We start from the raw sequence: 19730 nt of genomic DNA, 5'->3' as shown, positions 1-19730 counted from the left end.
GCGGACTCCTACTGCAATACGAAATTGGTGAACAGCAACTGGTCAACGACCGGCTTGCCGACTTCCTTCTGCGCCACTTCCTGGACCACCGCAGTGGCCTTCTGGCGCAACATCTCCTGCCCTACCGGGCTGCTGGCCAGGGCGTCGAACCCTTGCCCGGAGAACATCATCACCAGGTTGTTGCGGATAACCGGCATGTGCACCTTGAGCGCATCCAGGTCGGCCTGGTTACGCGCCTGCAGGGTGATGCTCAGTTGCATGTAGCGCTGACGGCCGTTCTGGTTGAAGTTGACCACGAAAGCCGGGGTCAGCGCTTCGTAGATCGCCGCTGGCTTGACGTTGCTGGCCGCAGCCTCGGTGGCCGGAGCCGGCTCGCTCTTGTGCATGATGAACCAGGTAGCGCCCACCGAAAGGCCGATCGCCAGCAACAGGCCTACCACGGCCAACAGGATCAGCTTGAGTTTGCCTTTAGTGGCGGGGTCTTTGACTGCTTCGCTCTTCGCCATGCCAATAATCCGTCGTCCATCGGGGGTTCAAGGGAGGATGGCTTGGCTTGAGCAAGTGTTATGCCAGATTTTGCAGTGGATGGATTCCAGCAGGTTTGCGGTGCTGGCTTCTTCGCGGGCACGCCCGCTCCCACAGGTACCGCACAGGGTTCGAAATCAACGAAATGCCTGTGGAAGCGGGCGTGCCCGCGAAGAAGCCAGCCCAGGCCAACAGTTATCAGGCGTAGTAATCGACCGCACTGTCGCCGATAACCACCTGCTGCTCCAAAGGCCGGGCGCTGTCGACCGCCTCGGACCCACCCTGCTCGGCCCGGCGCGCCGCCACCCCGGACAGGTTGCCGCCCTGCGCCTGCCCCTGCTGCTGTTGCTGCTCGCGCGACTGGTCAGCGACGTTGACATCCGGCTGCGCCAACCCCTGCTGGGCAAACAGTTCGCGCAAGCGGTGCACCTGGCTGTCGAGGGCATCACGTACGCCGGCGTGGCCGCTGATGAAGGTAACCTGGGTGGCCTGATCCGCCGCAACATTGACGCGAATGTCGAGGCGACCGAGTTCTGCCGGCTCCAGCTGGATATCAGCTGACTTGAGGTTCTGGCTGGACAGGTACATGACCCGGTTGACCAGGCCCTCGGCCCAAGCGTTCTGGTTCATCGGCAATGGCTGATGCAACGGGCTCGCATTGGCCGGCACGGCGTTGGCGGTCTTGGCCGTGGCCGCCTGGGTCAGGTTGGCCAGGCGGTTGGCAAAATCATCGACGCGGGTGTCGCTGCTGGCACTCTTGGTGTCCTTAAGGCCGTCTTCAAGCAAGGCGCCAAAGGCCTTGTCACCGGACTCGGCGCTTTCGCCATCGGCATTCTCGACCAGATTCGCCAAGGTATTGACGGCTGCCCGCCCTTCCTCGCCCTGAGCCTGGGCAGCATCAAGGGCATGTGCCGAGGTGCCACCTTTGGCCTGGGCACTGTGCTCCAGCGCCAAGCGCAGGGTCGGCAAGTTGGCCAGGGGGTCAGCATCCGGGTCGAAGGCCTCCTCGGCAGACGGCTCTTCAGGCAATGCCGCAGCAACCTGGCTTTGCGCCGTGGCCGCCTGAAGCACTGGCGCCACCGCCTCGGCCTGCGCCTGGATCAGTTGCGCGCCAGGCTGGGCATCGGTGACCTGACCAGCCACCAGGCTGGCGTCGCGCACACCCGCATCGGCCTGGGCCGAATCGCCTTCTGGCAACTTGTTGCCGTCATCGGCAACTGCAGCCTTGCCAGCCGGGTCTTTCTTGCCGCCCGTTGCCGCATCAGGCTTGTCCTTGGGCTTGGCCGGAGCGACCTTGTCATCCTGCCCTACAACCTTGTCGCGGCCCTGCCTGGCCATCATCTGGCCAAAGGCATCGCCCTTGTCGCCCTGCGCCTGCAGCGGCTTGTCCGCCTGCACGGTGGCCGAACGCGTGGTTTTGCCGAGGGCATTGGCTTGCAACAATGGGTTAGGTGCGACAGGCATCGAGCGGTCTCCGCGCCAGAAACAAAAAATCATCGAGACAGAGACAGGCAAGACTCGCGCCAACTCACGTATCAACCTGCGGAAATACGCTGCTGCTCACCACGGTAAAAGTGCTGCACCACGACGAACTCCATGTCGATGCGGCTGATCAAGTCTTCAATACCGTACAACGGGGGCCGCCGCGCGCGCTCTTCGAGCTGTTGACACAGGCTGGCCAAGGCCACAGCGCCCATGTTGCTGCTGCTGCCCTTGAAACTGTGAGCCGCCGCGCCAAGCTCCTCGGCGCTTTTGGCCGCATGCAACTGCCCAAGACGCCGCTCCGAGTCATCGAGAAAAGTCTGCACCAACTGCAGGTAGCCATCTTCCATGACCTCACGCAGGTCACTGAGTACCTTGTGGTCAATATGCATGTCGGTCACTTGTTCACTCCTTGATCAAGCCAGATTATGCCCGAGCCAACCAGCGGCTCACCATACGAACTCCACATGCGCGCAACGCCCGCCCTCACTCCAGTGCGTATCACTGGCCAACTGCCTCACCAGATTCAGACCGCGACCGCTCAGCCCCTGATCCGGCGAAGGCCGCGCCAGCACTCGCTGCACGTCAAAGCCGGCACCGCTGTCGCGCACCTCGATCATCAGACGCCCACCGCCGCCATACGGTTCAACCTTGAAATCGATGCTTACAAAGCCTTCGGTCAGCGAGCCCAGGCGCCGGGCGCGCTCCTGGTAATAGTCGGTAAAGCCTTGCACATCGCGCTTGAGCTGCGAGTCCAGGCCCAGCACACCATGCTCCAGCGCATTGGAATACAACTCGCTAAGCACACTGTGCAGGTTGCCCGTACGTGCGCGCAGGCCATGAATTTCTTGCAATAACTGCACCAGGTACGGCACAGGGTTGAAGCGCTTGAGGCTTTCGCCACGCACCTCGAAGCCCAGCGACCAGTCCAACGGGCTGGAACGACCGCTGTCAGAGTAGATCATCGGTGCTGACACCCGCTCCTCGGCAGTGAACATGCGAATGTCGCACAAGCTGATGTCATCGCGTGGCTGCCCCCCAAAACGCTCCAGGGCCAGCATCAGCTCGTCGAACAACTGCACAGGGTCGCGGTTGTCGGCCAGTACCGCTCGCAGGCGCTGCACGCCAAACAGGCGTTCCTGGTCGTCGGCGGTATCGAGCACACCATCCGACAGCAGCAACAGGCGCTCGTCCGGTGCCAGCGGCAACACCTCAGTGCTGTCATCGAAGCGCTCAGCGGCCAGAATGCCCAGCGGCAGGTGCCGCGAACTCAGTACCGACAGCACCTGGCCATCCACCGACAGGCGATACCCATCGGGCATACCGCCATTCCACACCTCCACCGTGCCGCGCTGCATGCTGAGGTTGAGCAGCAGCGCACAGCAGAACATGTCTACCGGCAGGATGCGCTTGAGCTTGGCATTCATCTCGCGCAGGATCTGCGCCATGCCGTGGCCCTTGGCGGTCATGCCGTAGAACACCTCAGCCATCGGCAAGGTGCCGACCGCGGCCGGCAGGCCGTGACCGGTGAAATCGCCGAGCAGCACACGCATGTCGCCGGCCGGGGTAAATGCCGCCAGCATCAGGTCGCCATTGAACAGCGCGTAAGGCGATTGCAGGTAGCGAATGTTGGGCGCAGAAAGGCATCCAGAGTGGGCCACTTTGTCGAACACCGCCTTGGCCACCCGCTGCTCGTTAAGCAGGTGATGGTGATGCCGTGTGATCTGGTCGCGCTGCGCCAGCACGGTAGCCTGTAACCGGCGCAGACGGTCCATGGCGCGGATCTTGGCAGCGAGGATCACCGCGCTGTAGGGCTTGGCCATGAAATCATCGCCCCCCGCCTCAAGGCAACGCACCAGGCCTTCCTCTTCATTCAGCGAAGTCAGGAAAATGATCGGCACCAGCGCCTCGCCAGCCAATGCCTTGATCTGCCGCGCCGCCTCGAAGCCATCCATGACCGGCATCAGGGCGTCCAGCAGCACCAGTTGAGGGCGCCGTTCGATGAACAGCGCTACCGCTTGCTCGCCGTTCTCCGCAGTGAATACCTGATGCCCCTGGCGGCGCACGATCTGCGAAAGCAGCAGGCGATCGACAGCACTGTCTTCGGCGACCAGCACGGTCAACGCCTGTTCGGCCGGCATGTCGGCGCTCAACTGATATCGAAGAGTTTTTCGAAATTGGAGATGGCGAGAATCTTGCGCACGTCGGAGCTGGCATGCACCACCCGCACGTCCGACTCATCACCGCCCGCGTGGTCGCGCAGCAACAGCAGCATGCCAAGCGCGGAGCTGTCGAGGTAGGTGGTATCCTTCAGGTCGACGACCACCGAATCCGGCCGCCCGGGCTGGCGTTCGTACGCTTCGCGAAACTCCTGATGCTTGCCGAAATCGAAGCGCCCCTTGATCTTGATGGTCAGCTTTTTCCCGTCCTGCGAAAAATCAGTCTCGACTGCCATGCTAGCGATTCCTTCGATGATGGCGGATGCAACTGCTTTAAGGTTTAGCAGGCGAAGGTGGGGGTGGCAAGCGGATGCAGGCTCATGGCTTTGATGGCCTGTACCGGCCTCTTCGCGGGTAAACCCGCTCCTACATCAATCGGTGGTGTCGCCCCATACCGTGGTAGGAGCGGGTTCACCCGCGAATAGGCCGGACCTGCCAGCCAATATACCCGGTCATACACCGTCGCAGCCGCCACCGCATTCGCGGGCAAGACCTCTCATTTGTTTCGGGCCAATTATTCCGCTGCAAGGCCTGCGGGCGAACACCTATAGATGGTTTTGCCGCGGCAGGCGCTGCGACAGCTCATCCAGCAAGCGCTGCTCACGCTTGTCTTCAGCGCGCCGGGCCTCGTCCTGGTAGCGCTGCACCAGCTTGCGCAAACCCTCCACCCGGGCATAGGCCTGCTGCCAGGTACCACGCGCGTTATTGAGGTTGTTCTGGTGCCAGACCAGGCTCTGGCGCTGCTGGGTCATGGCCGTTTCCAGCTGCCCGAGAAAACGCTGGTAATTGACCAGCCAACTGCCATTGACCCCTTGCCCGCCGCGGTTGATCCACTGCAGCTGGTAATCCTCGCGAAAGCGCTCCAGCTCAGCCAGCTTGGCCTGGGCCGTGGCCACCTGCTGCTGAAAGTGGCCAAGGCGCTGAGCCGCCTTGCGCTCGGCCTCTTCGGCCATGTCCACCACCGGCGCCAGGCGAGCGGCACGCCCAGGCTGCGCCATGGCTTATCAACCTGCCGGGGGCGTGAAAATCGCCCCCAGCTGTTCGCGGCTCTGCGCCATACCCACGTTCTCGCGCAGGCCCTGGCGCAGGAACTCCACCAGCTTCGATTGCAAGGCAATGGCCAGGTCGGTCTCCGGATCACCGCCGGCCACATAGGCACCCACGCTGATCAGGTCGCGGCTTTGCGACAGACGCGACCACAGTTGCTTGAACTTCTGCGCCTGGCGCAAGTGGTCGGCATCGACCACTTGGGGCATGACCCGACTGATCGACGCTTCGATGTCGATGGCCGGGTAATGGCCTTCCTCAGCCAGCCGACGCGACAGCACAAAGTGGCCGTCTAGCACGCCCCGCGCCGAGTCGGCGATCGGGTCTTGCTGGTCGTCGCCTTCGGACAGTACGGTATAGAACGCAGTGATCGAACCACCGCCAGGTTCGCCATTGCCTGCCCGCTCGACCAGTTTTGGCAACTTGGCAAACACCGAGGGCGGGTAACCACGGGTGGCCGGCGGCTCGCCGATGGCCAGGGCAATTTCCCGCTGGGCCTGGGCGAAACGGGTCAACGAGTCCATCAGCAACAGCACATTCTTGCCTTTGTCGCGGAAGTACTCGGCAATGCGTGTGCAATACATGGCGGCACGCAGGCGCATCAGTGGCGCATCGTCGGCCGGCGAAGCCACCACCACCGAGCGCTTGAGGCCCTCTTCACCGAGGATATGCTCGATGAACTCCTTCACCTCGCGCCCCCGCTCACCGATCAGGCCGACCACGATGATTTCGGCTTCGGTGAAGCGGGTCATCATGCCCAGCAACACCGATTTACCCACCCCGGTACCGGCAAACAGGCCTAGCCGCTGGCCACGGCCGACGGTAAGCAGGCCGTTGATACTGCGAATACCCACATCCAGCGGCTTGCTGATAGGGTCGCGGTTGAGCGGGTTGATCACCGGGCCGTCCATCGGCACCCAGTCCTCGGCCTTCATCCCGCCCTTGCCATCCAGCGCGCGGCCGGCGCCGTCGAGCACCCGCCCCAGCATACTCATGCCCATGGGCAGGCGGCCACCGTCATCCAACGGCACTACCCGGGCCCCCGGAGCGATGCCGACGATGCTGCCCACCGGCATCAGAAACACCTTGGGCCCGGCAAAGCCCATGACTTCGGCCTCGACCTGCACCGGGTGATAACTGTCGTCGTTGATCACCAGGCAACGGCTGCCCACTGCAGCGCGCAGGCCTTCGGCTTCCAGGGTGAGACCGACCATACGCAGCAAGCGGCCTTCGACGATGGGCTGGGCCGGCAGCGCGATGGCCTCAGCGTAAGTGCCCAGGCGCTTGCCGAAGCTGGTGCGCTCAAGGTGCATCTGGGCTGTCCACGGTACGCTCGACCGGCGCATCCAGGTCTGTCGACATGTCTGGCGCCGCCGGGTGCAGGGATTGGTCATGCAACTGGTCGAACAGCTGCGCCACCGCTTTTTCGATACGCGTTTCCATGGTGGCATCGATGCGGCTGTGGGCCGTCTCGATGCGGCAACCACCCGGCAGCAGCGCACTGTCTTCCAGCAGCCGCCAGTTCTCCTCATGGCGTTCGCGCAGGGCTTTGGCCAGCTCGAAATCCTGCGGATTGAGGTGGATGCGGATATTGTCCGCGCCCATGGGCAGCAGCTTGAGCGCTTCGCGCAGCACCTGAGTGATCTGGCTGGAATCGTTGCGCAGCTCGCGGCCGATCACCTGGCGAGTCATGTGCGCGATCAGATGTACCAGGCTTTTCTCGATCTGCGTGTCCTGCTCGGCAATCGGCTCCATCAGGTTGGCCATCAGCCGCTCGAGGCTGTCCAGCTTGGCCTTCAGGGCCTCTTCAGCCTCCTGCCGGACCTTGAGCTGGGTGCTGTGGAAGCCCTCGCGCTCACCGGTGGCGAAACCCTCGTTGTAGGCCTCCTGGCGGATGGCTTCGAGCTCTTCCAGGGTCAGTGGCTGGACTTCTTCCAGCGGCACTTCCTCGATTTCTTCCTCGATGACCTCGGGCTCCGGTTCCGGCTCGGGCGCAGGCTCCGGTTCCGGGTCGAAGCTGGGCAACGTCCACACGTCCACGCCCTCGAGGTCGCGGGCGCGGATCAGGTCGCTGGGGTGGTGTTCTTTGGTGGGCATGCTGTCATGTTCTCAAACCATGTTCGGCCGATACGGTCCCTTGCAGGAGCGGGTTCACCCGCGAATGCGTCGGCAGCGACAACCTCGATTGCCAGGACCGACGCCTTCGCGGGTAAACCCGCGCCTACAAAAGGCGGCGTCGGCTATGGGGTCGCGAATACCTTAGATCATTTCCTCGGCGCCCTTGCCGCCGAGCACGATCTCGCCGGCCTCGGCCATGCGCCGGGCAATGGTGAGGATTTCTTTCTGCGCGGTTTCCACGTCGCTGACCCGTACCGGCCCTTTGGCCTCCAGATCGTCACGCAGCAGTTCCGAAGCACGTTTGGACATGTTCTTGAAGATCTTGTCCTTGACCCGCTCGTCGGCGCCCTTGAGCGACACCACCAACACGTCGGAGGACACCTCGCGCAACAGCGCCTGGATGCCTCGGTCGTCGACGTCGGCCAGGTTGTTGAAGACAAACATCAAGTCTTCGATCTGCTCCGACAGGTCGCTGTCGATTTCGCGGATCGCGTCCATCAGTGCGCCTTCCACCGAGCTGTCGAGGAAGTTCATGATGTCGGCAGCACGCTTGATACCACCCAGGGTGGTGCGCGCGGCGTTGGAGTTGCCCGAGAACTGCTTCTCGAGGATCTGGTTCAGCTCCTTCAGCGCCGCCGGCTGCACGGTGTTCAGCGATGACACGCGCAGGACGATATCCAGGCGCACCTTGTGGTCGAAGTTGCTCAGCACTTCACCGGCCTGGTCCGGGTCGAGGTAGGCGACCACGATGGCCTGGATCTGCGGGTGCTCGTAGCGGATCACGTCGGCCACGGCACGCGGCTCCATCCACTTGAGGCTGTCCAGGCCGCTGGTATTGCCGCCGAGCAGGATGCGGTCGACCAGGCCATTGGCCTTGTCCTCGCCCAGGGCCTGGTTGAGCATCTTGCGGATGTACGCATCAGACCCGACACCCAGGCTGGTCTGGTCGCCAACGATGTCGACAAACTCGCTCATCACCTGTTCGACCTGGTCACGGTGCACATTGCCCATCTGCGCCATGGCCACACCTACCCGCTGCACTTCCTTCGGGCCCATGTGCCGCAGCACCTGGGCCGCATCGGTCTCGCCCAGCGAGAGCAGGAGGATCGCCGCCTTGTCGACGCGGCTCAGCTTGGCGGTAACGGCTCGGTTATCACTCATCGGCGTTGATCCAGTCTTTCACGACCTGGGCCACACGGCCCGGGTCTTCGGCCACCAGGCCTTTGATTGCGTTGAGCTGTGCCTCGTAACCCTCGCTCGGGCTAGGCAGCAGAATGCTTGTCGGGCCACCCAGGCTGACGCGGTCGTTGGCCAGTTCGCCATCCAGACCCATCATGCCGCCCAGCTCCATGTCGCTATCCGGGGCAGCCTGCTTGCCGCCCCCGGTAATGTTGTTCAGCACTGGCCGCAGCACGCCGAACACCAGCACCAGGATGAACACCACGCCCAGCACTTGCTTGACGATATCCCAGAACCAGGGCTGCTGGTAGAAGGCGATGTCGGCGATTTCCTCGCCACGGTCGGCGGCGAACGGCACGTTGATCACCGTCACGCTGTCGCCACGGCTGGCATCGAAGCCGACTGCGTCCTGCACCAGGCGGGTAAAGCGCGCCAGGTCCTCGGCGCCCCATGGCGCACGTGTGGTATCGCCAGTGGCCGGGTCGATCTTGACCTGGTCGTCCACCACCACCGCTACCGACAGACGGGTCATGCGCCCCTGCTGCTGGCGAGTGTGGCTGATGGAACGGTCCAGCTCGAAGTTCTTGGTGCTTTGCTGACGTTTGTCTGATGGGTACGGCGCGAGCATCGGCTGGCCGGTGGCCGGGTCCATGATCTGCTGGCCGTTGGCATCCACCAGCGGTTGGCCAGGCTGAATGGCAGCAGCCGGGGTAGCCGCGCCACCGGTGGTCTGCGGTGCCGAAGCGGCGCCTGGCGGCTGGTTGCTCAGCGCGCCAGGCACGCCTTGCGGGCCTTGGCTGCTGGCACGCTGTTCGTCGACTGACTGCTCGCTGCGCAACGCCGGCTGATCGGGGTTGAACTGTTCGGAGGTGGACTCGACCGCGCTGAAGTCGAGGTCGGCGGACACTTCGGCCTTGTAGCGGTCGTTGCCCAGCACCGGCTGCAGGATATTGTGCACGCGCTGGGTAAGCATGCTTTCCACCCGGCGACTGTAGTCGAACTGCTTGCCAGCCTGGGTCAGCGCGGAATCCTGAATCTGATCGGACAGCAGGTTGCCCTTCTGGTCGACGACGGTGACCTGGGACTTGTCCAGTTCCGGCACGCTGGTGGCGACCAGGTTGACGATGGCCATCACCTGCCCGGCTTCCAGTGCGCGGCCTGGGTACAGCTCGACCAGTACCGAGGCGCTGGGCTTGCGTTCATCACGCACGAACACCGAACTTTTCGGGATGGCCAGGTGCACACGCGCGGCCTTGACGTTGTTGAGGCTGGAAACGGTACGGGCCAGTTCGCCTTCCAGGCTGCGGCGGTAGCGAGTGGTTTCCATGAACTGGCTGGTGCCCAGGCCCTGCTCCTTGTCGAGCAGCTCGAAGCCGACATTGCCGTCGCTCGGCGCCACGCCGGCGGCTGCCAGTTTCAGGCGCGCACGGGAGAGGTCGTCGGCCTTGACCAGCAGGGCCCCCGAGTTGGGCTCCACGTTATAGGAGATGTCAGCAGCGGCCAGGGTGTCCATGACCTGCTTGGTGTCCATGCCCGACAGGCTGCCGTACAACGGACGGTAATCGGGTTGTTGCGACCACAGCACCACGGCAAAGCCGATGGCCACGCTGGCCGCCAGGCCGACCATGAGGCCGATCTGGCGCAGCATGGGCATCTGCGAGATGTTTTCCAGAAACGCCATGCCAAACAGCGGCGGCTTGGCCGCTGGCGAGCCAGCTTTGGCGGGGGCGTTTTCGACGACTGCTTCAGCCATGGGTTACATCCGTCCTCAAACCGGCATCTGCATGATGTCCTGGTACGCCTGGACCAGCTTGTTGCGTACCTGGGTCATGGCTTGCATCGACACGCTGGCCTTTTGCGAAGCGATCATCACGTCAGTCAGGTCGACGCCGCTCTTGCCGATTTCGAACGCGTTGGCCAGCTGGGTCGAGGCCTGCTGCGTCTCATGCACCTTGCCGATGGCCTGGCCGAGCATGTCGGCGAAGGTACTTTGCCCCGGCGCCAGCTCTGGGGCAACGGTTGCCTTGGGCAGCGACATGGCATCGGCCTGCATGGCCCGCATGTCCAACATCAGACGATTGAATTCAACACCTTGGCTCATGACCCTTCTCTCTCCTGCGGCCGCATTTTTTTGACAGTCATGCGGCGAATGACCTACCTAAAGCAACAAAGGTGCCAGCCTTCGCGACTCATTTCCCAGGGATCACACAATTCCTGTGGGAGCGGCCTTGCGCCCCTATCGCGACGCAAGGCCGCTCCCACAGAGGTCCGCGCCAGTTGCAGATGATTTGCCTGTCAGCCGAACAGGCTGGCCTCGACGTCAAACCCGGCATCGCGCATCTGTGCCAGCTTGTAGCGCAACGTGCGCGGGCTGATGCCCAGGCGTTCGGCCGCCTCTTTGCGGCGGCCGCGTTCGGCGCGCAGGGTGTCGATGATCATCTGGTACTCGTGGCGACGCATGTCATCCCCCAAGCCGCCAGCATCAGCAACCACCTCAAGAGATGGCTCGGTGCCAGCCGACAATGGAATGGCGCCTGCCAGACAAAAATCCGCCGCCTCGATCACGCCCCCCTGCTGCAGAATCAACGCCCGCTGCAGTGCGTTGTCCAGCTCGCGCACGTTGCCCGGCCAGGCATATGCCTGCAGGCAGGCCCGAGCCGCTGGCGAGAGACGCACCGGGGCATGCTTCATCTTGGCCACATGGCGCGCCAGCAGGCGCTCAGCCAGTTGCAGGATATCGCCCGGCCGCTCACGCAGCGGGCGCCAGGCCAGCGGGAACACCGACAGGCGGTAGTACAAGTCTTCGCGGAAGCGCCCGGCCGCCACTTCGCCGGCCAGGTCGCGGTTGGTGGTGGCCAGCACCCGAATATCCAGGCTGATCGGCTTGCGCCCGCCTACCCGCTCCACCTCGCGCTCCTGCAGCACACGCAGCAGCTTGGCCTGCAAGGCCATGGGCATTTCCGAGATTTCGTCCAGCAGCAGGGTGCCGCCTTCGGCCTGCTCGAACTTGCCAGCCTGAGCCGCGATAGCGCCGGTGAAGGCGCCCTTCTCGTGGCCGAACAGGGTGGCCTCGAGCATGTTGTCGGGGATCGCCGCGCAATTGATCGCCACGAAGGGCTGCGCCGCACGCGGCGATTGCTGGTGAATGTAGCGCGCCAGCACTTCCTTGCCAGTACCGGACTCGCCGGAAATCAGCACGGTCGAGTCACTGCGCGCCACACGGGCCGCCAGCTCCAGCAACTGGCGACTGGCCGGCTCGCAAGCCACCGGCCCTTCTTCGCCGGTGACCCGCCCGGCGGCATGCCGCTCCACGAGGCTGAGCAGCGCCTTGGGCTCGAACGGCTTGACCAGGTAGTCGGCGGCGCCTTGACGCATGGCCTCGACCGCACGCTCGACAGCAGCATGCGCCGTCATCAACAGCACCGGCAACTGCGGCTGCTGGCGGCGCAGCTGGCTGAGCAACTGGTGCCCGTCCATACCGGGCATGTTGACGTCACTGACTACCAGGCTGAACGCGTCATCCAGTACGGCCTCCAGCGCTTCTTCGGCACTGCCCACCGCCTGATAGGCGAACCCGCCGATTTCCAGGGTATCGCCCAGCGCCTGGCGCAATACGCGGTCATCCTCGACCAGCAGCACCTTGATTGCCATTACACCCCCTCCGCCAATTGCCCGTCGATCAACGGCAGTTCTACCCGCACGCAGGTACCACGGCCGACTTTCGAGCGCAGGTTGATCGTGCCCTGATGCGCGCGCACCACTGCCTTGACCACGGCCAGGCCCAGGCCGGTACCGGTGGCCTTGGTGGTGAGGAACGGCTCGCCCAAACGGCCAAGCAAGCCTGCATCGATGCCACTGCCGGCATCGCTGACGCAGAGGTGCAAGCTACGTTCGCGGCGGTACAGGTGCACCTTCAGCCGTGCCGGGCCATCGCTGGCCTGCAGGGCATTTTCAATCAGGTTGAGCAAGGCGCCGACCAGGGTGTCGCGGTTGCACAGCAACTCGCCCAGATGACTGTCGCACTGCCAGCGCACGGCATGCCCTTGCACATGTGCCTGGGCCGCCTGTTGCAGGGCCTGGAACAGCGCTTTCGGGGTCACCCGATCCCCCAGTGGCAACTCGCCACGGGCAAACACCAGCATGTCGCGCACCTGGTGTTCCAGCTCGTGCAGGCGCTCCTTCAAGGTCGCGGCGAAGCGCTGGCGGGTTTCCGCGCTCAGTGCTTGCTCGCTATCGGCCAGGTGGCTGGCATACAGCATGGCTGCCGACAGCGGCGTGCGAATCTGATGGGCCAGCGAGGCAACCATGCGCCCCAAGGACGACAGCCGCTCATGGCGAGCCAGTTGATCCTGGAGGCGACGGGTTTCAGTCAGGTCGTTGAGCAGCACCAACTGGCCAGGCTCGGCATCCAGCGAGCGGGTGGCAATCGACAGGCGGCGGCCGTCGCGCAGCGAGACTTCGTGGCCGTCGTCCTTGCGCGGGGCAAAGCTACGGGCGATCACCTGGCGCCACAATTGGCCGATCAGAGGATCGCCGAGCAACTCGCAGGCGGCCGGGTTGGCTTCGCGCACCAGGCCCTGGCCGTCGATCACGATCACCCCACCGGGCAGCAAGTCCAGCAGGTTCTGCAGGCGGTTGGCCAGGCGCTCCTTTTCGCTCAGTTCGTCGATGCGCTGGGCGCTGACCACGGCCAGCTCACCTTTGAGCTCACTGACCCGGGCTTCGAGCAGGCTGTAGGACTGGCTCAGCTGGCTGGACACCTGATTGAACAGGGCAAAGGCTTGCGCGATACCCTGGCCGCTGTCCTGCGCGACCGGGGTTTGCCCCTGCTGATCGGGGGCTCGGGATACGTGGGCGGCCTGGGGCATCGTGCTCTCTCGCGTGGCTGACCGTCATAAAAACGGTGTGTTGCCAGCGGTGTAGCAATAGCCGTGCCGGAGATAGGGATTTGTGCCGGCCTCTTCGCGGGCACGCCCGCTCCCACAGGATCGATACACATCTTCAATTCGGTGATATCCCTGTGGGAGCGGGCTTGCCCGCGAAGAGGCCGGCATAGGCAACCGCCAGGCTTCAATCTTCCGCCTGTTCCTCGCCGCCCTGGCGGCTCATGCCGTACTTGCGCATCTTCTCGACCAGGGTGGTACGGCGAATACGCAAACGTTCAGCCGCGCGCGCAACGATACCGTTGGCATCGTCCAGCGCCTGCTGGATCAGGCCCTGCTCCAGGCTACCCAGGTAGTCCTTGAGGTCCAGGCCTTCGGGCGGCAGCATGGCGTGGTTGCTGAAGTTTGGTGTATGGCCATTGATCGCCACGCGCTCTTCAAGGTCGCTGCGCAGGCTGTCGACCATCTGCTCGTCTTCGTCATCGACATAGCGGAATTTCTTCGGCAGTTCCGACACGCCAATGACCCCGTACGGGTGCATGATCGCCATGCGCTCGACCAGGTTGGCCAGCTCGCGCACGTTGCCCGGCCAGCCGTGACGACACAGCGACATGATCGAGGCGGAATTGAAGCGAATGGAACCGCGCTTCTCGTGCTCCATGCGCGAAATCAGCTCGTTCATCAGCAACGGGATGTCTTCCACCCGCTCACGCAGCGGTGCCATCTCGATAGGGAACACGTTCAGGCGGTAGTACAGGTCTTCGCGAAAGGTACCGTCCTCGATCATGTTTTCGAGGTTTTTGTGCGTCGCAGCGATGATGCGCACGTCGATGCTCTGGGTCTTGTTGCTACCCACGCGCTCGAAGGTACGCTCCTGCAGTACACGCAGCAGCTTGACCTGCATCGGCAACGGCATGTCGCCGATTTCATCGAGGAACAGAGTACCACCGTTGGCCAGCTCGAAACGCCCGGCACGGCTGGTGATGGCCCCGGTAAAGGCGCCCTTCTCGTGGCCGAACAGTTCGCTTTCCAGCAGCTCGGCCGGGATCGCGCCACAGTTGACCGGCACGAATGGCGCTTCGCGGCGCTTGGAATGGTAGTGCAGGTTGCGCGCCACCACTTCCTTACCGGTGCCCGACTCACCCAGGATGAGCACGCTGGCGTCGGTATCCGCCACTTGCTGCATCATTTGCCGCACGTGCTGAATGGCACGACTGGTGCCAACCAGGCTGCGGAACAGATTGGGCTCGCGCTGGCGACCGCGCTCACGCGCCTGGTCATACATTTCGCGGTAGACCTGGGCACGGTGCAGCGAGTCCAGCAGCTGGCTGTAGCTTGGCGGCAGTTCCAGGTTGGAAAGCACCCGGCGGCGAAGGTCTTCCGGCAGCTCGGCAGAAGAAATTTCACCTAAAAGCAGAACCGGAAGGAACTCATCCCAGGTAGCCACTGTCTTAAGCAACCCAAGCAGATTGCCCGGAGCATTTACGGTGCCGATGAGCACGCACAGCACTTCGCGGCTCGAAGACAATGGCTCGACCGCCTGCTGCCAGTCATGGCTGGCACACGCGAGGTTTTCTTCGCCGAGGAAGTTCAGCACCACCGCAAGGTCGCGGCGGCGCGCGCTGTCGTCATCGATCAGCAGAATCTTGGTTTCACGCCACATGCAATAGCAACTTCCCTAGTCATATCGGCGCCCTGCGGGGGCGTGCTCGACATCATTCCGACTGAATGGTCAGTGTTCGGACGTCTGAAATTCGAAAACAGCCACTAGTAAAGTCAAAAAGGCCCACACAGTCAAATTTATGGCGCCTTTTGTTAAGTCGTGCGCATCTTAACTGAAGAGATGGTAAACCTTCGATGCATTTTTCGCTTGATTGATCTGCATCATCTCTTCGGCAATTGCCTGGCGTTCACCGGTTGTGACATCGATCAAATTGCGGTAGAGCCGCAGCACCCCTTCCAGCTTCTCGCGCAGCAACGCCTGATCCATCGCATGGGTTTCCAGCACCTCGTCGATGCACGCGCGGCACGCCACATCCAGCTTGGCAATGGCTTCCCAGTCACGCTCACCCAAGGCCCCGATCAGGGCATCGCAGGTGTCATCGAGGCGTTGCAGTGCGGTCACGGTAATCTCCTTGCCATCAGCTGGCAGGCTGGGCGTCGGCAATGCCGTCCCAGCCACTTTTCACGGTAATCAGCAGCTGGGCAACTTCGTCGATAATGCTGGCATCGTTGTCCACATTGGCCTGCATCAGGCGATTGGTCATGTAGACATAGAGGGCGTCGAGCTTTTCGACGTACTCTGGGTTTTCGCTTTTTTCAGGCGACAAGCCATCGCGCAAGCCGATGATGATATCGATCGCCTTGCCCAGCATCAGGCCCTTCTCCGCAATGTCGCCACGCGCCATCGCCCCCTTGGCCTGCGCCATGCGATCGAGGCCGCCTTCCATCAGCATCTGCACCAGGCGATGGGGCGTGGCTTCGGAAATCTGGGCATGGGAATTGACCTTCTGGTACTGACGAAGGGCTCTCATGGGATTCATCTTGCGACCTCGTGACGGGCAGGCTTAAGGGGGAGATATTCCTTGTATCGGGCAGGTGGCGAAAAACTTTACCGGCCGATGACATGAAGTCCGGCATCTTGCACGGACTTCATGCAAGGTTCACGGATCAATCGTCGCTGTTCGCCTTGTTCAGTGCGTTGAGGGTGCTGAGCACCGAGTTCTGCTGCTGACGCAACTGAGTGACCAGGGTATCCATGTTGTTGTACTTGTCCTGCAGGCTCTTCTGCAGGGCTTCCATGCGGGCGTCCAGGGTTTCCTGCTCGGCCGTGAGCTTGGTCAGGCTTTCGCTCAGGACCTTGGAGCGCTCGGCCAGGGTGCCGGTTGCGGCCTTGGCGAATGGCTCGGTGACTTTTTGCAGGCGCGCCAGCAGGCCATCCTTGCCATTGAAAATGCTGGTCAGGTCCGCCGCGTTGGTGGAGGCAACCTTGTCCCACTTCTTGTCGTCCAGGCTCAGCGCACCGCCATCCTGGGACGAACTGACACCAAAGGCAGCGAGCGATTTCAAGGTTCCGTTGCCCGATACCGCATTGAGCTCCTCACGAATGGAGGTCATCAACGTGCGCATCGTGGCATCACCCGTCAGCGCCGCGGCCGTCATGGTGCCATTGGCGTTCTTGGTGACCTTGGTTTCCTCATTCATCACGGCGAGCAAGGCATTGTAGGTATCGATGAAACCTTTGAGGCCCGACTTCAACGTTGTGGAACTGGTAGTCAGCGAGAGGATGGTCGCCGTAGGCTCACCACTGGTAGCGTTTATCGGTGAAACACCCACCAGCTTAATATTGAGACCACTGACAGCATCGGTGATGTCATTGGTCTTGGACTTCATGGCAATGCCGTCAAGGGTGTACTCGGCGTCCGTCGGCTCATCGACAACGGTATAACCGGTATCGATGCCCGAGTTACCGGAAAGGGTAATGTCAGAGCCCTCACCCATTTTCGTCGAGGTGACGATCAGGCGAGAACCATTGGCATCCGTCAGCACGTTGGCACTAAGGCCCGCTACACCGAACTGGCTATTGATGCTGTCGCGTACCTGCTGCAACGTGGCGCCGGCGGGAACACTCAGATCGAAGTCCTTGCCGTCCTGACTGATGGTCAGGGTAGTTGGCGTACTGCCGCTATTGACTACCGATCCCGCGCCATCTGCATACACTTTGGTCGAAACTTTTGACGCGGTCGCCAACTTGTCGACGATCAGCTTGAACGACCCGTTTGCCGCCCCAGTCCCCATGGTGACGGTCGCGACCTTTTCATCCGAAGACTTAAGGCTCAGGCCACCAAAGCTGTTGGAATCAGTCATGTTGGTCAAGGCGCCACGGAACGCATCGAGAGCCGCCTGGATCTTGCCAATAGAGGACAACGTGGTGGTTGCCTTCAGTGTTTGGGTATTGATCTGCGCCTGTTTCGGCGCCTTCTGCGCGGCCACCAGAGATTCGACGATCGCCTGGGTATCGATGCCCGAGCCAATACCGCTGACTGTTGTACCTGCCATCATTGCTCTCCTTGTTCAGTAGCTGCCGGATCCTTGGCGGATAAATCCATCAAATAATCGACAACAACAAAAATCATGCCAGCCTATGCCTGACCGTCGAACAGCAGGCTGCTGGCTTCACTGAGGCTCTGCGCCAATTTCAGTGCAGCTTCCGACGGAAGTTGCCGGATCACCTCACCGGACTGGGTAGCAATCACCTTGACTACAATCCGGCCCGTGGAATCGTCAATGGAAAAGTCCAGCTGGCGCTGGCTCGACTGGACGAAATCACGAATTTCGCCAACCGCTTTTTCCAGGTCCTCGCGCGAGTGCGGCTGATTATCGGAGGCAGCGGCTTCCTGCACCTTGGCAGGCATAGCCGGGTCCCGCTCGCGATCAGCTCCTGGCGGATGGGGCAACACGGTCGGGTACACCTGGTTCAGCTTGACACTCATGTCCATGTTTCGAACTCCTCATGTCAAAAAGGGTGAAAGGGCACGTAAACGCACCCTTTCACCCTTCACTCAAGCGCCTGAATTACTGAAGCAGTTTCAGGACCGACGATGGCAGCTGGTTAGCCTGCGACAGGATCGCGGTCGAAGCCTGCTGCAGAGTCTGCTGCTTGGTCAGCTCGGCAGTTTCCGAAGCGAAGTCCACGTCCTGCACGGTGGAACGGGCAGCGGTGGAGTTCTTCTGGATGTTCTGCAGGTTGTCGACGGTGGTTTGCAGACGGTTCTGGGTAGCACCCAGGCCCGAACGGACGCTGTCGATGGAGCCGATCGCCTTGTCGATAACAGCCAGAGCGTTCTGGGCGTTGGTGGCGTCGGTCACGTCGGTTTCGGCGATAGAGGTCTTGGCCGAAGTCACAGCGGTGACACCAGTACCCGCGAACAGGTCTTCAACGCCAGCGCCGGTCAGCGAGTAGCCCTTGGCGGAGTCCAGGTTCACCGCGCCAGTGACGACCAGAGTGGCTGCGTCCAACGCGGCGGCAGTACCAAGTTTGCCCGAACCGTCTTTGGCGGCAACTTGGATACCTGCAACGGCACCAGGGTCGGCAGCAGTGAACTTGAGGTTTTCACCGGTATCGGACTTGACCGACAGAGTGCCCTTGGTCTCGTCATAGTTGACGCTGATACCCAGCTTGGCAGCGTTGGACTTCAGCTGGTCAGCAAGACCGGCGGTGTCGGTGACACCCACGAAGTCGACAGTCTGACCGCCGACTTCGAGTTTGAAGTTGGCGGATGCTGGGGTGGCACCGGCGATAGCCGCTTCGTCGATGGTGAACTCGACTTCGGTGCTTGCGGTAGCGGTCAGGCCACCTACTGCGCCGTTCAGGGTCTTGGCGATTTCCTTGGCGGAAGCACCAGCAGCGAGCGTGACGTCAGTGCTCTGGCCGTTACCGGTGATGGTGACAGCGCCACCTGCAATGCCGGTTGCATCTGGAGTGATGCCGACGCTCTTGACTTGCTGCGAGCCAATGCTCTTGGCCGAAACGTTGTCCAGAGTCAGGTTGATGGTTTCGTTGGCATTTGCGCCGACCTGAATGGCCTTGGTGCCGTACGAACCGTCCAGCAGCTTCTGGCCACCGAAGGTGGTGGTATCCGAGATACGGTTCAGCTCAGCGGTCAGAGCCTGGTATTCGTCGTTGTTCGACTTACGGTCGTCGGCGCTCAGCGAGCCAGTAGCCGAGGACAGAGCCAGGGTACGCATTTTCTGCAGGATGTCGGTCGAGGCCTGCATTGCACCTTCAGCGGTCTGAGCGATCGAGATACCGTCGTTGGCGTTCTTCACAGCCTGGCCCAGGCCATTGATCTGGCTGGTCAGACGGTTGGCGATCTGCAGGCCGGCAGCGTCGTCTTTAGCGCTGTTGATGCGCAGACCCGAGGACAGACGCTGCATCGAAGTGGTCTGAGCGTTGCTCGCCTTGGTCAGGTTGCCCTGGGTGGTGATCGACGCAATGTTGGTGTTTACAGTTAAAGCCATGACGAAATCCTCGTTGGATGGGTACTGCGGCTTCCGGCCTTGGCAACCGCCGGATTGGCCTAGAGAACCTTCGTAATGGTTATCGTCGGGTGCGCGGGTTGCTTGAGGGCTTTTTCAAAAAAAAAATACTGGCATGGGGCCAGCCCTGATAAATCAAGGGGTTAAGGGCGGTTTATTGGCGTCAAAAACTGTTCGAACTGGGCTGAATGCCTCATCCCGTCTGTAGGAGCGGGTTCACCCGCGAACACCGGCTAAG

Annotated in this window: 19 protein-coding genes; all 19 read right to left on the bottom strand. The window is 62.2% G+C overall.

Annotated elements, in window-relative coordinates; all coding sequences use genetic code 11:
* Positions 1 to 8 precede the first annotated feature (8 nt).
* Entirely contained in the window at positions 9 to 506 is a 498-nt protein-coding gene (fliL, locus tag ACYCCG_RS09945) for a flagellar basal body-associated protein FliL (RefSeq protein WP_176685407.1), read from the bottom strand.
* Between the two features lie 217 nt (positions 507 to 723).
* Positions 724 to 1989 (bottom strand): flagellar hook-length control protein FliK, encoded by a 1266-nt coding sequence (locus ACYCCG_RS09940; RefSeq protein ID WP_459670244.1) that lies wholly within the window; start codon positions 1987 to 1989, stop codon positions 724 to 726.
* A gap of 71 nt (positions 1990 to 2060) precedes the next feature.
* On the bottom strand, positions 2061 to 2408 hold the full coding sequence (locus ACYCCG_RS09935; protein WP_004577674.1) for an Hpt domain-containing protein: 348 nt from the start codon (positions 2406 to 2408) through the stop codon (positions 2061 to 2063).
* A 48-nt stretch (positions 2409 to 2456) separates the two neighbouring features.
* The gene (locus ACYCCG_RS09930) at positions 2457 to 4148 is read right to left on the bottom strand and encodes a fused response regulator/phosphatase (protein ID WP_459670241.1); all 1692 of its coding nucleotides are present in this window, start codon (positions 4146 to 4148) and stop codon (positions 2457 to 2459) included.
* Between the two features lie 8 nt (positions 4149 to 4156).
* A complete protein-coding gene (locus tag ACYCCG_RS09925; RefSeq protein WP_176685404.1) occupies positions 4157 to 4462 on the bottom strand; it encodes an STAS domain-containing protein in 306 nt (101 codons plus the stop codon).
* 309 nt (positions 4463 to 4771) lie between these two features.
* Positions 4772 to 5224: a flagellar export protein FliJ gene (gene fliJ / locus ACYCCG_RS09920; RefSeq protein WP_103462206.1), complete on the bottom strand. Its 453-nt coding sequence runs from the start codon at positions 5222 to 5224 to the stop codon at positions 4772 to 4774.
* A 6-nt stretch (positions 5225 to 5230) separates the two neighbouring features.
* Entirely contained in the window at positions 5231 to 6586 is a 1356-nt protein-coding gene (gene fliI / locus ACYCCG_RS09915) for a flagellar protein export ATPase FliI (RefSeq protein ID WP_103462205.1), read from the bottom strand.
* Entirely contained in the window at positions 6576 to 7370 is a 795-nt protein-coding gene (fliH, locus tag ACYCCG_RS09910; RefSeq protein ID WP_339444572.1) for a flagellar assembly protein FliH, read from the bottom strand. Before fliH ends, fliI begins: the two co-directional genes overlap by 11 nt.
* A gap of 162 nt (positions 7371 to 7532) precedes the next feature.
* Positions 7533 to 8552 carry a flagellar motor switch protein FliG gene (gene fliG / locus ACYCCG_RS09905; RefSeq protein WP_003254434.1) on the bottom strand — a complete coding sequence of 340 codons (1020 nt, stop codon included), beginning with the start codon at positions 8550 to 8552 and terminating at the stop codon, positions 7533 to 7535.
* Complete coding sequence (gene fliF, locus ACYCCG_RS09900) at positions 8545 to 10323, bottom strand: flagellar basal-body MS-ring/collar protein FliF (protein WP_209967371.1); 1779 nt, start codon at positions 10321 to 10323, stop codon at positions 8545 to 8547. Before fliF ends, fliG begins: the two co-directional genes overlap by 8 nt.
* A gap of 15 nt (positions 10324 to 10338) precedes the next feature.
* Positions 10339 to 10671 (bottom strand): flagellar hook-basal body complex protein FliE, encoded by a 333-nt coding sequence (gene fliE / locus ACYCCG_RS09895; RefSeq protein WP_176685401.1) that lies wholly within the window; start codon positions 10669 to 10671, stop codon positions 10339 to 10341.
* Positions 10672 to 10865: 194 nt separating this feature from the next.
* Positions 10866 to 12221: a sigma-54-dependent transcriptional regulator gene (locus ACYCCG_RS09890; protein WP_103462202.1), complete on the bottom strand. Its 1356-nt coding sequence runs from the start codon at positions 12219 to 12221 to the stop codon at positions 10866 to 10868.
* The gene (locus ACYCCG_RS09885) at positions 12221 to 13438 is read right to left on the bottom strand and encodes a sensor histidine kinase (RefSeq protein WP_209967372.1); all 1218 of its coding nucleotides are present in this window, start codon (positions 13436 to 13438) and stop codon (positions 12221 to 12223) included. The genes ACYCCG_RS09890 and ACYCCG_RS09885 overlap by 1 nt, the downstream gene beginning before the upstream one ends.
* Positions 13439 to 13640: 202 nt before the next feature.
* Positions 13641 to 15116, bottom strand: a complete 1476-nt coding sequence (fleQ, locus tag ACYCCG_RS09880; RefSeq protein WP_459670232.1) for a transcriptional regulator FleQ — start codon at positions 15114 to 15116, stop codon at positions 13641 to 13643.
* 168 nt (positions 15117 to 15284) lie between these two features.
* Positions 15285 to 15578: a hypothetical protein gene (locus ACYCCG_RS09875; RefSeq protein WP_014590131.1), complete on the bottom strand. Its 294-nt coding sequence runs from the start codon at positions 15576 to 15578 to the stop codon at positions 15285 to 15287.
* A 16-nt stretch (positions 15579 to 15594) separates the two neighbouring features.
* Positions 15595 to 15996 (bottom strand): flagellar export chaperone FliS, encoded by a 402-nt coding sequence (fliS, locus tag ACYCCG_RS09870; RefSeq protein WP_019438376.1) that lies wholly within the window; start codon positions 15994 to 15996, stop codon positions 15595 to 15597.
* A 127-nt stretch (positions 15997 to 16123) separates the two neighbouring features.
* Positions 16124 to 17512, bottom strand: a complete 1389-nt coding sequence (gene fliD, locus ACYCCG_RS09865) for a flagellar filament capping protein FliD (RefSeq protein WP_459670229.1) — start codon at positions 17510 to 17512, stop codon at positions 16124 to 16126.
* Positions 17513 to 17595: 83 nt separating this feature from the next.
* A complete protein-coding gene (locus ACYCCG_RS09860) occupies positions 17596 to 17952 on the bottom strand; it encodes a flagellar protein FlaG (protein ID WP_209967376.1) in 357 nt (118 codons plus the stop codon).
* A 76-nt stretch (positions 17953 to 18028) separates the two neighbouring features.
* Entirely contained in the window at positions 18029 to 19474 is a 1446-nt protein-coding gene (locus ACYCCG_RS09855; RefSeq protein WP_209967377.1) for a flagellin N-terminal helical domain-containing protein, read from the bottom strand.
* Positions 19475 to 19730 lie beyond the last annotated feature (256 nt).

It is taken from the genome of Pseudomonas sp. VEM90 (assembly GCF_054611535.1).
The sequence above is the reverse complement of the archived record's forward strand: the minus strand, read 5'-3'. Positions and strand labels throughout refer to the sequence as shown.

What these genes read in the sequence shown, in the direction of transcription:
- fliL (WP_176685407.1), bottom strand. Translation starts at nt 506, where the DNA reads ATGGCGAAGAGCGAAGCAGTCAAAGACCCCGCCACTAAAGGCAAACTC.
- ACYCCG_RS09940 (WP_459670244.1), bottom strand. Translation starts at nt 1,989, where the DNA reads ATGCCTGTCGCACCTAACCCATTGTTGCAAGCCAATGCCCTCGGCAAA.
- ACYCCG_RS09930 (WP_459670241.1), bottom strand. Translation starts at nt 4,148, where the DNA reads ATGCCGGCCGAACAGGCGTTGACCGTGCTGGTCGCCGAAGACAGTGCT.
- ACYCCG_RS09925 (WP_176685404.1), bottom strand. Translation starts at nt 4,462, where the DNA reads ATGGCAGTCGAGACTGATTTTTCGCAGGACGGGAAAAAGCTGACCATC.
- fliJ (WP_103462206.1), bottom strand. Translation starts at nt 5,224, where the DNA reads ATGGCGCAGCCTGGGCGTGCCGCTCGCCTGGCGCCGGTGGTGGACATG.
- fliI (WP_103462205.1), bottom strand. Translation starts at nt 6,586, where the DNA reads ATGCACCTTGAGCGCACCAGCTTCGGCAAGCGCCTGGGCACTTACGCT.
- fliH (WP_339444572.1), bottom strand. Translation starts at nt 7,370, where the DNA reads ATGCCCACCAAAGAACACCACCCCAGCGACCTGATCCGCGCCCGCGAC.
- fliG (WP_003254434.1), bottom strand. Translation starts at nt 8,552, where the DNA reads ATGAGTGATAACCGAGCCGTTACCGCCAAGCTGAGCCGCGTCGACAAG.
- fliF (WP_209967371.1), bottom strand. Translation starts at nt 10,323, where the DNA reads ATGGCTGAAGCAGTCGTCGAAAACGCCCCCGCCAAAGCTGGCTCGCCA.
- fliE (WP_176685401.1), bottom strand. Translation starts at nt 10,671, where the DNA reads ATGAGCCAAGGTGTTGAATTCAATCGTCTGATGTTGGACATGCGGGCC.
- ACYCCG_RS09890 (WP_103462202.1), bottom strand. Translation starts at nt 12,221, where the DNA reads ATGGCAATCAAGGTGCTGCTGGTCGAGGATGACCGCGTATTGCGCCAG.
- ACYCCG_RS09885 (WP_209967372.1), bottom strand. Translation starts at nt 13,438, where the DNA reads ATGCCCCAGGCCGCCCACGTATCCCGAGCCCCCGATCAGCAGGGGCAA.
- fleQ (WP_459670232.1), bottom strand. Translation starts at nt 15,116, where the DNA reads ATGTGGCGTGAAACCAAGATTCTGCTGATCGATGACGACAGCGCGCGC.
- fliS (WP_019438376.1), bottom strand. Translation starts at nt 15,996, where the DNA reads ATGAATCCCATGAGAGCCCTTCGTCAGTACCAGAAGGTCAATTCCCAT.
- fliD (WP_459670229.1), bottom strand. Translation starts at nt 17,512, where the DNA reads ATGGCAGGTACAACAGTCAGCGGTATTGGCTCGGGCATCGATACCCAG.
- ACYCCG_RS09860 (WP_209967376.1), bottom strand. Translation starts at nt 17,952, where the DNA reads ATGGACATGAGTGTCAAGCTGAACCAGGTGTACCCGACCGTGTTGCCC.
- ACYCCG_RS09855 (WP_209967377.1), bottom strand. Translation starts at nt 19,474, where the DNA reads ATGGCTTTAACTGTAAACACCAACATTGCGTCGATCACCACCCAGGGC.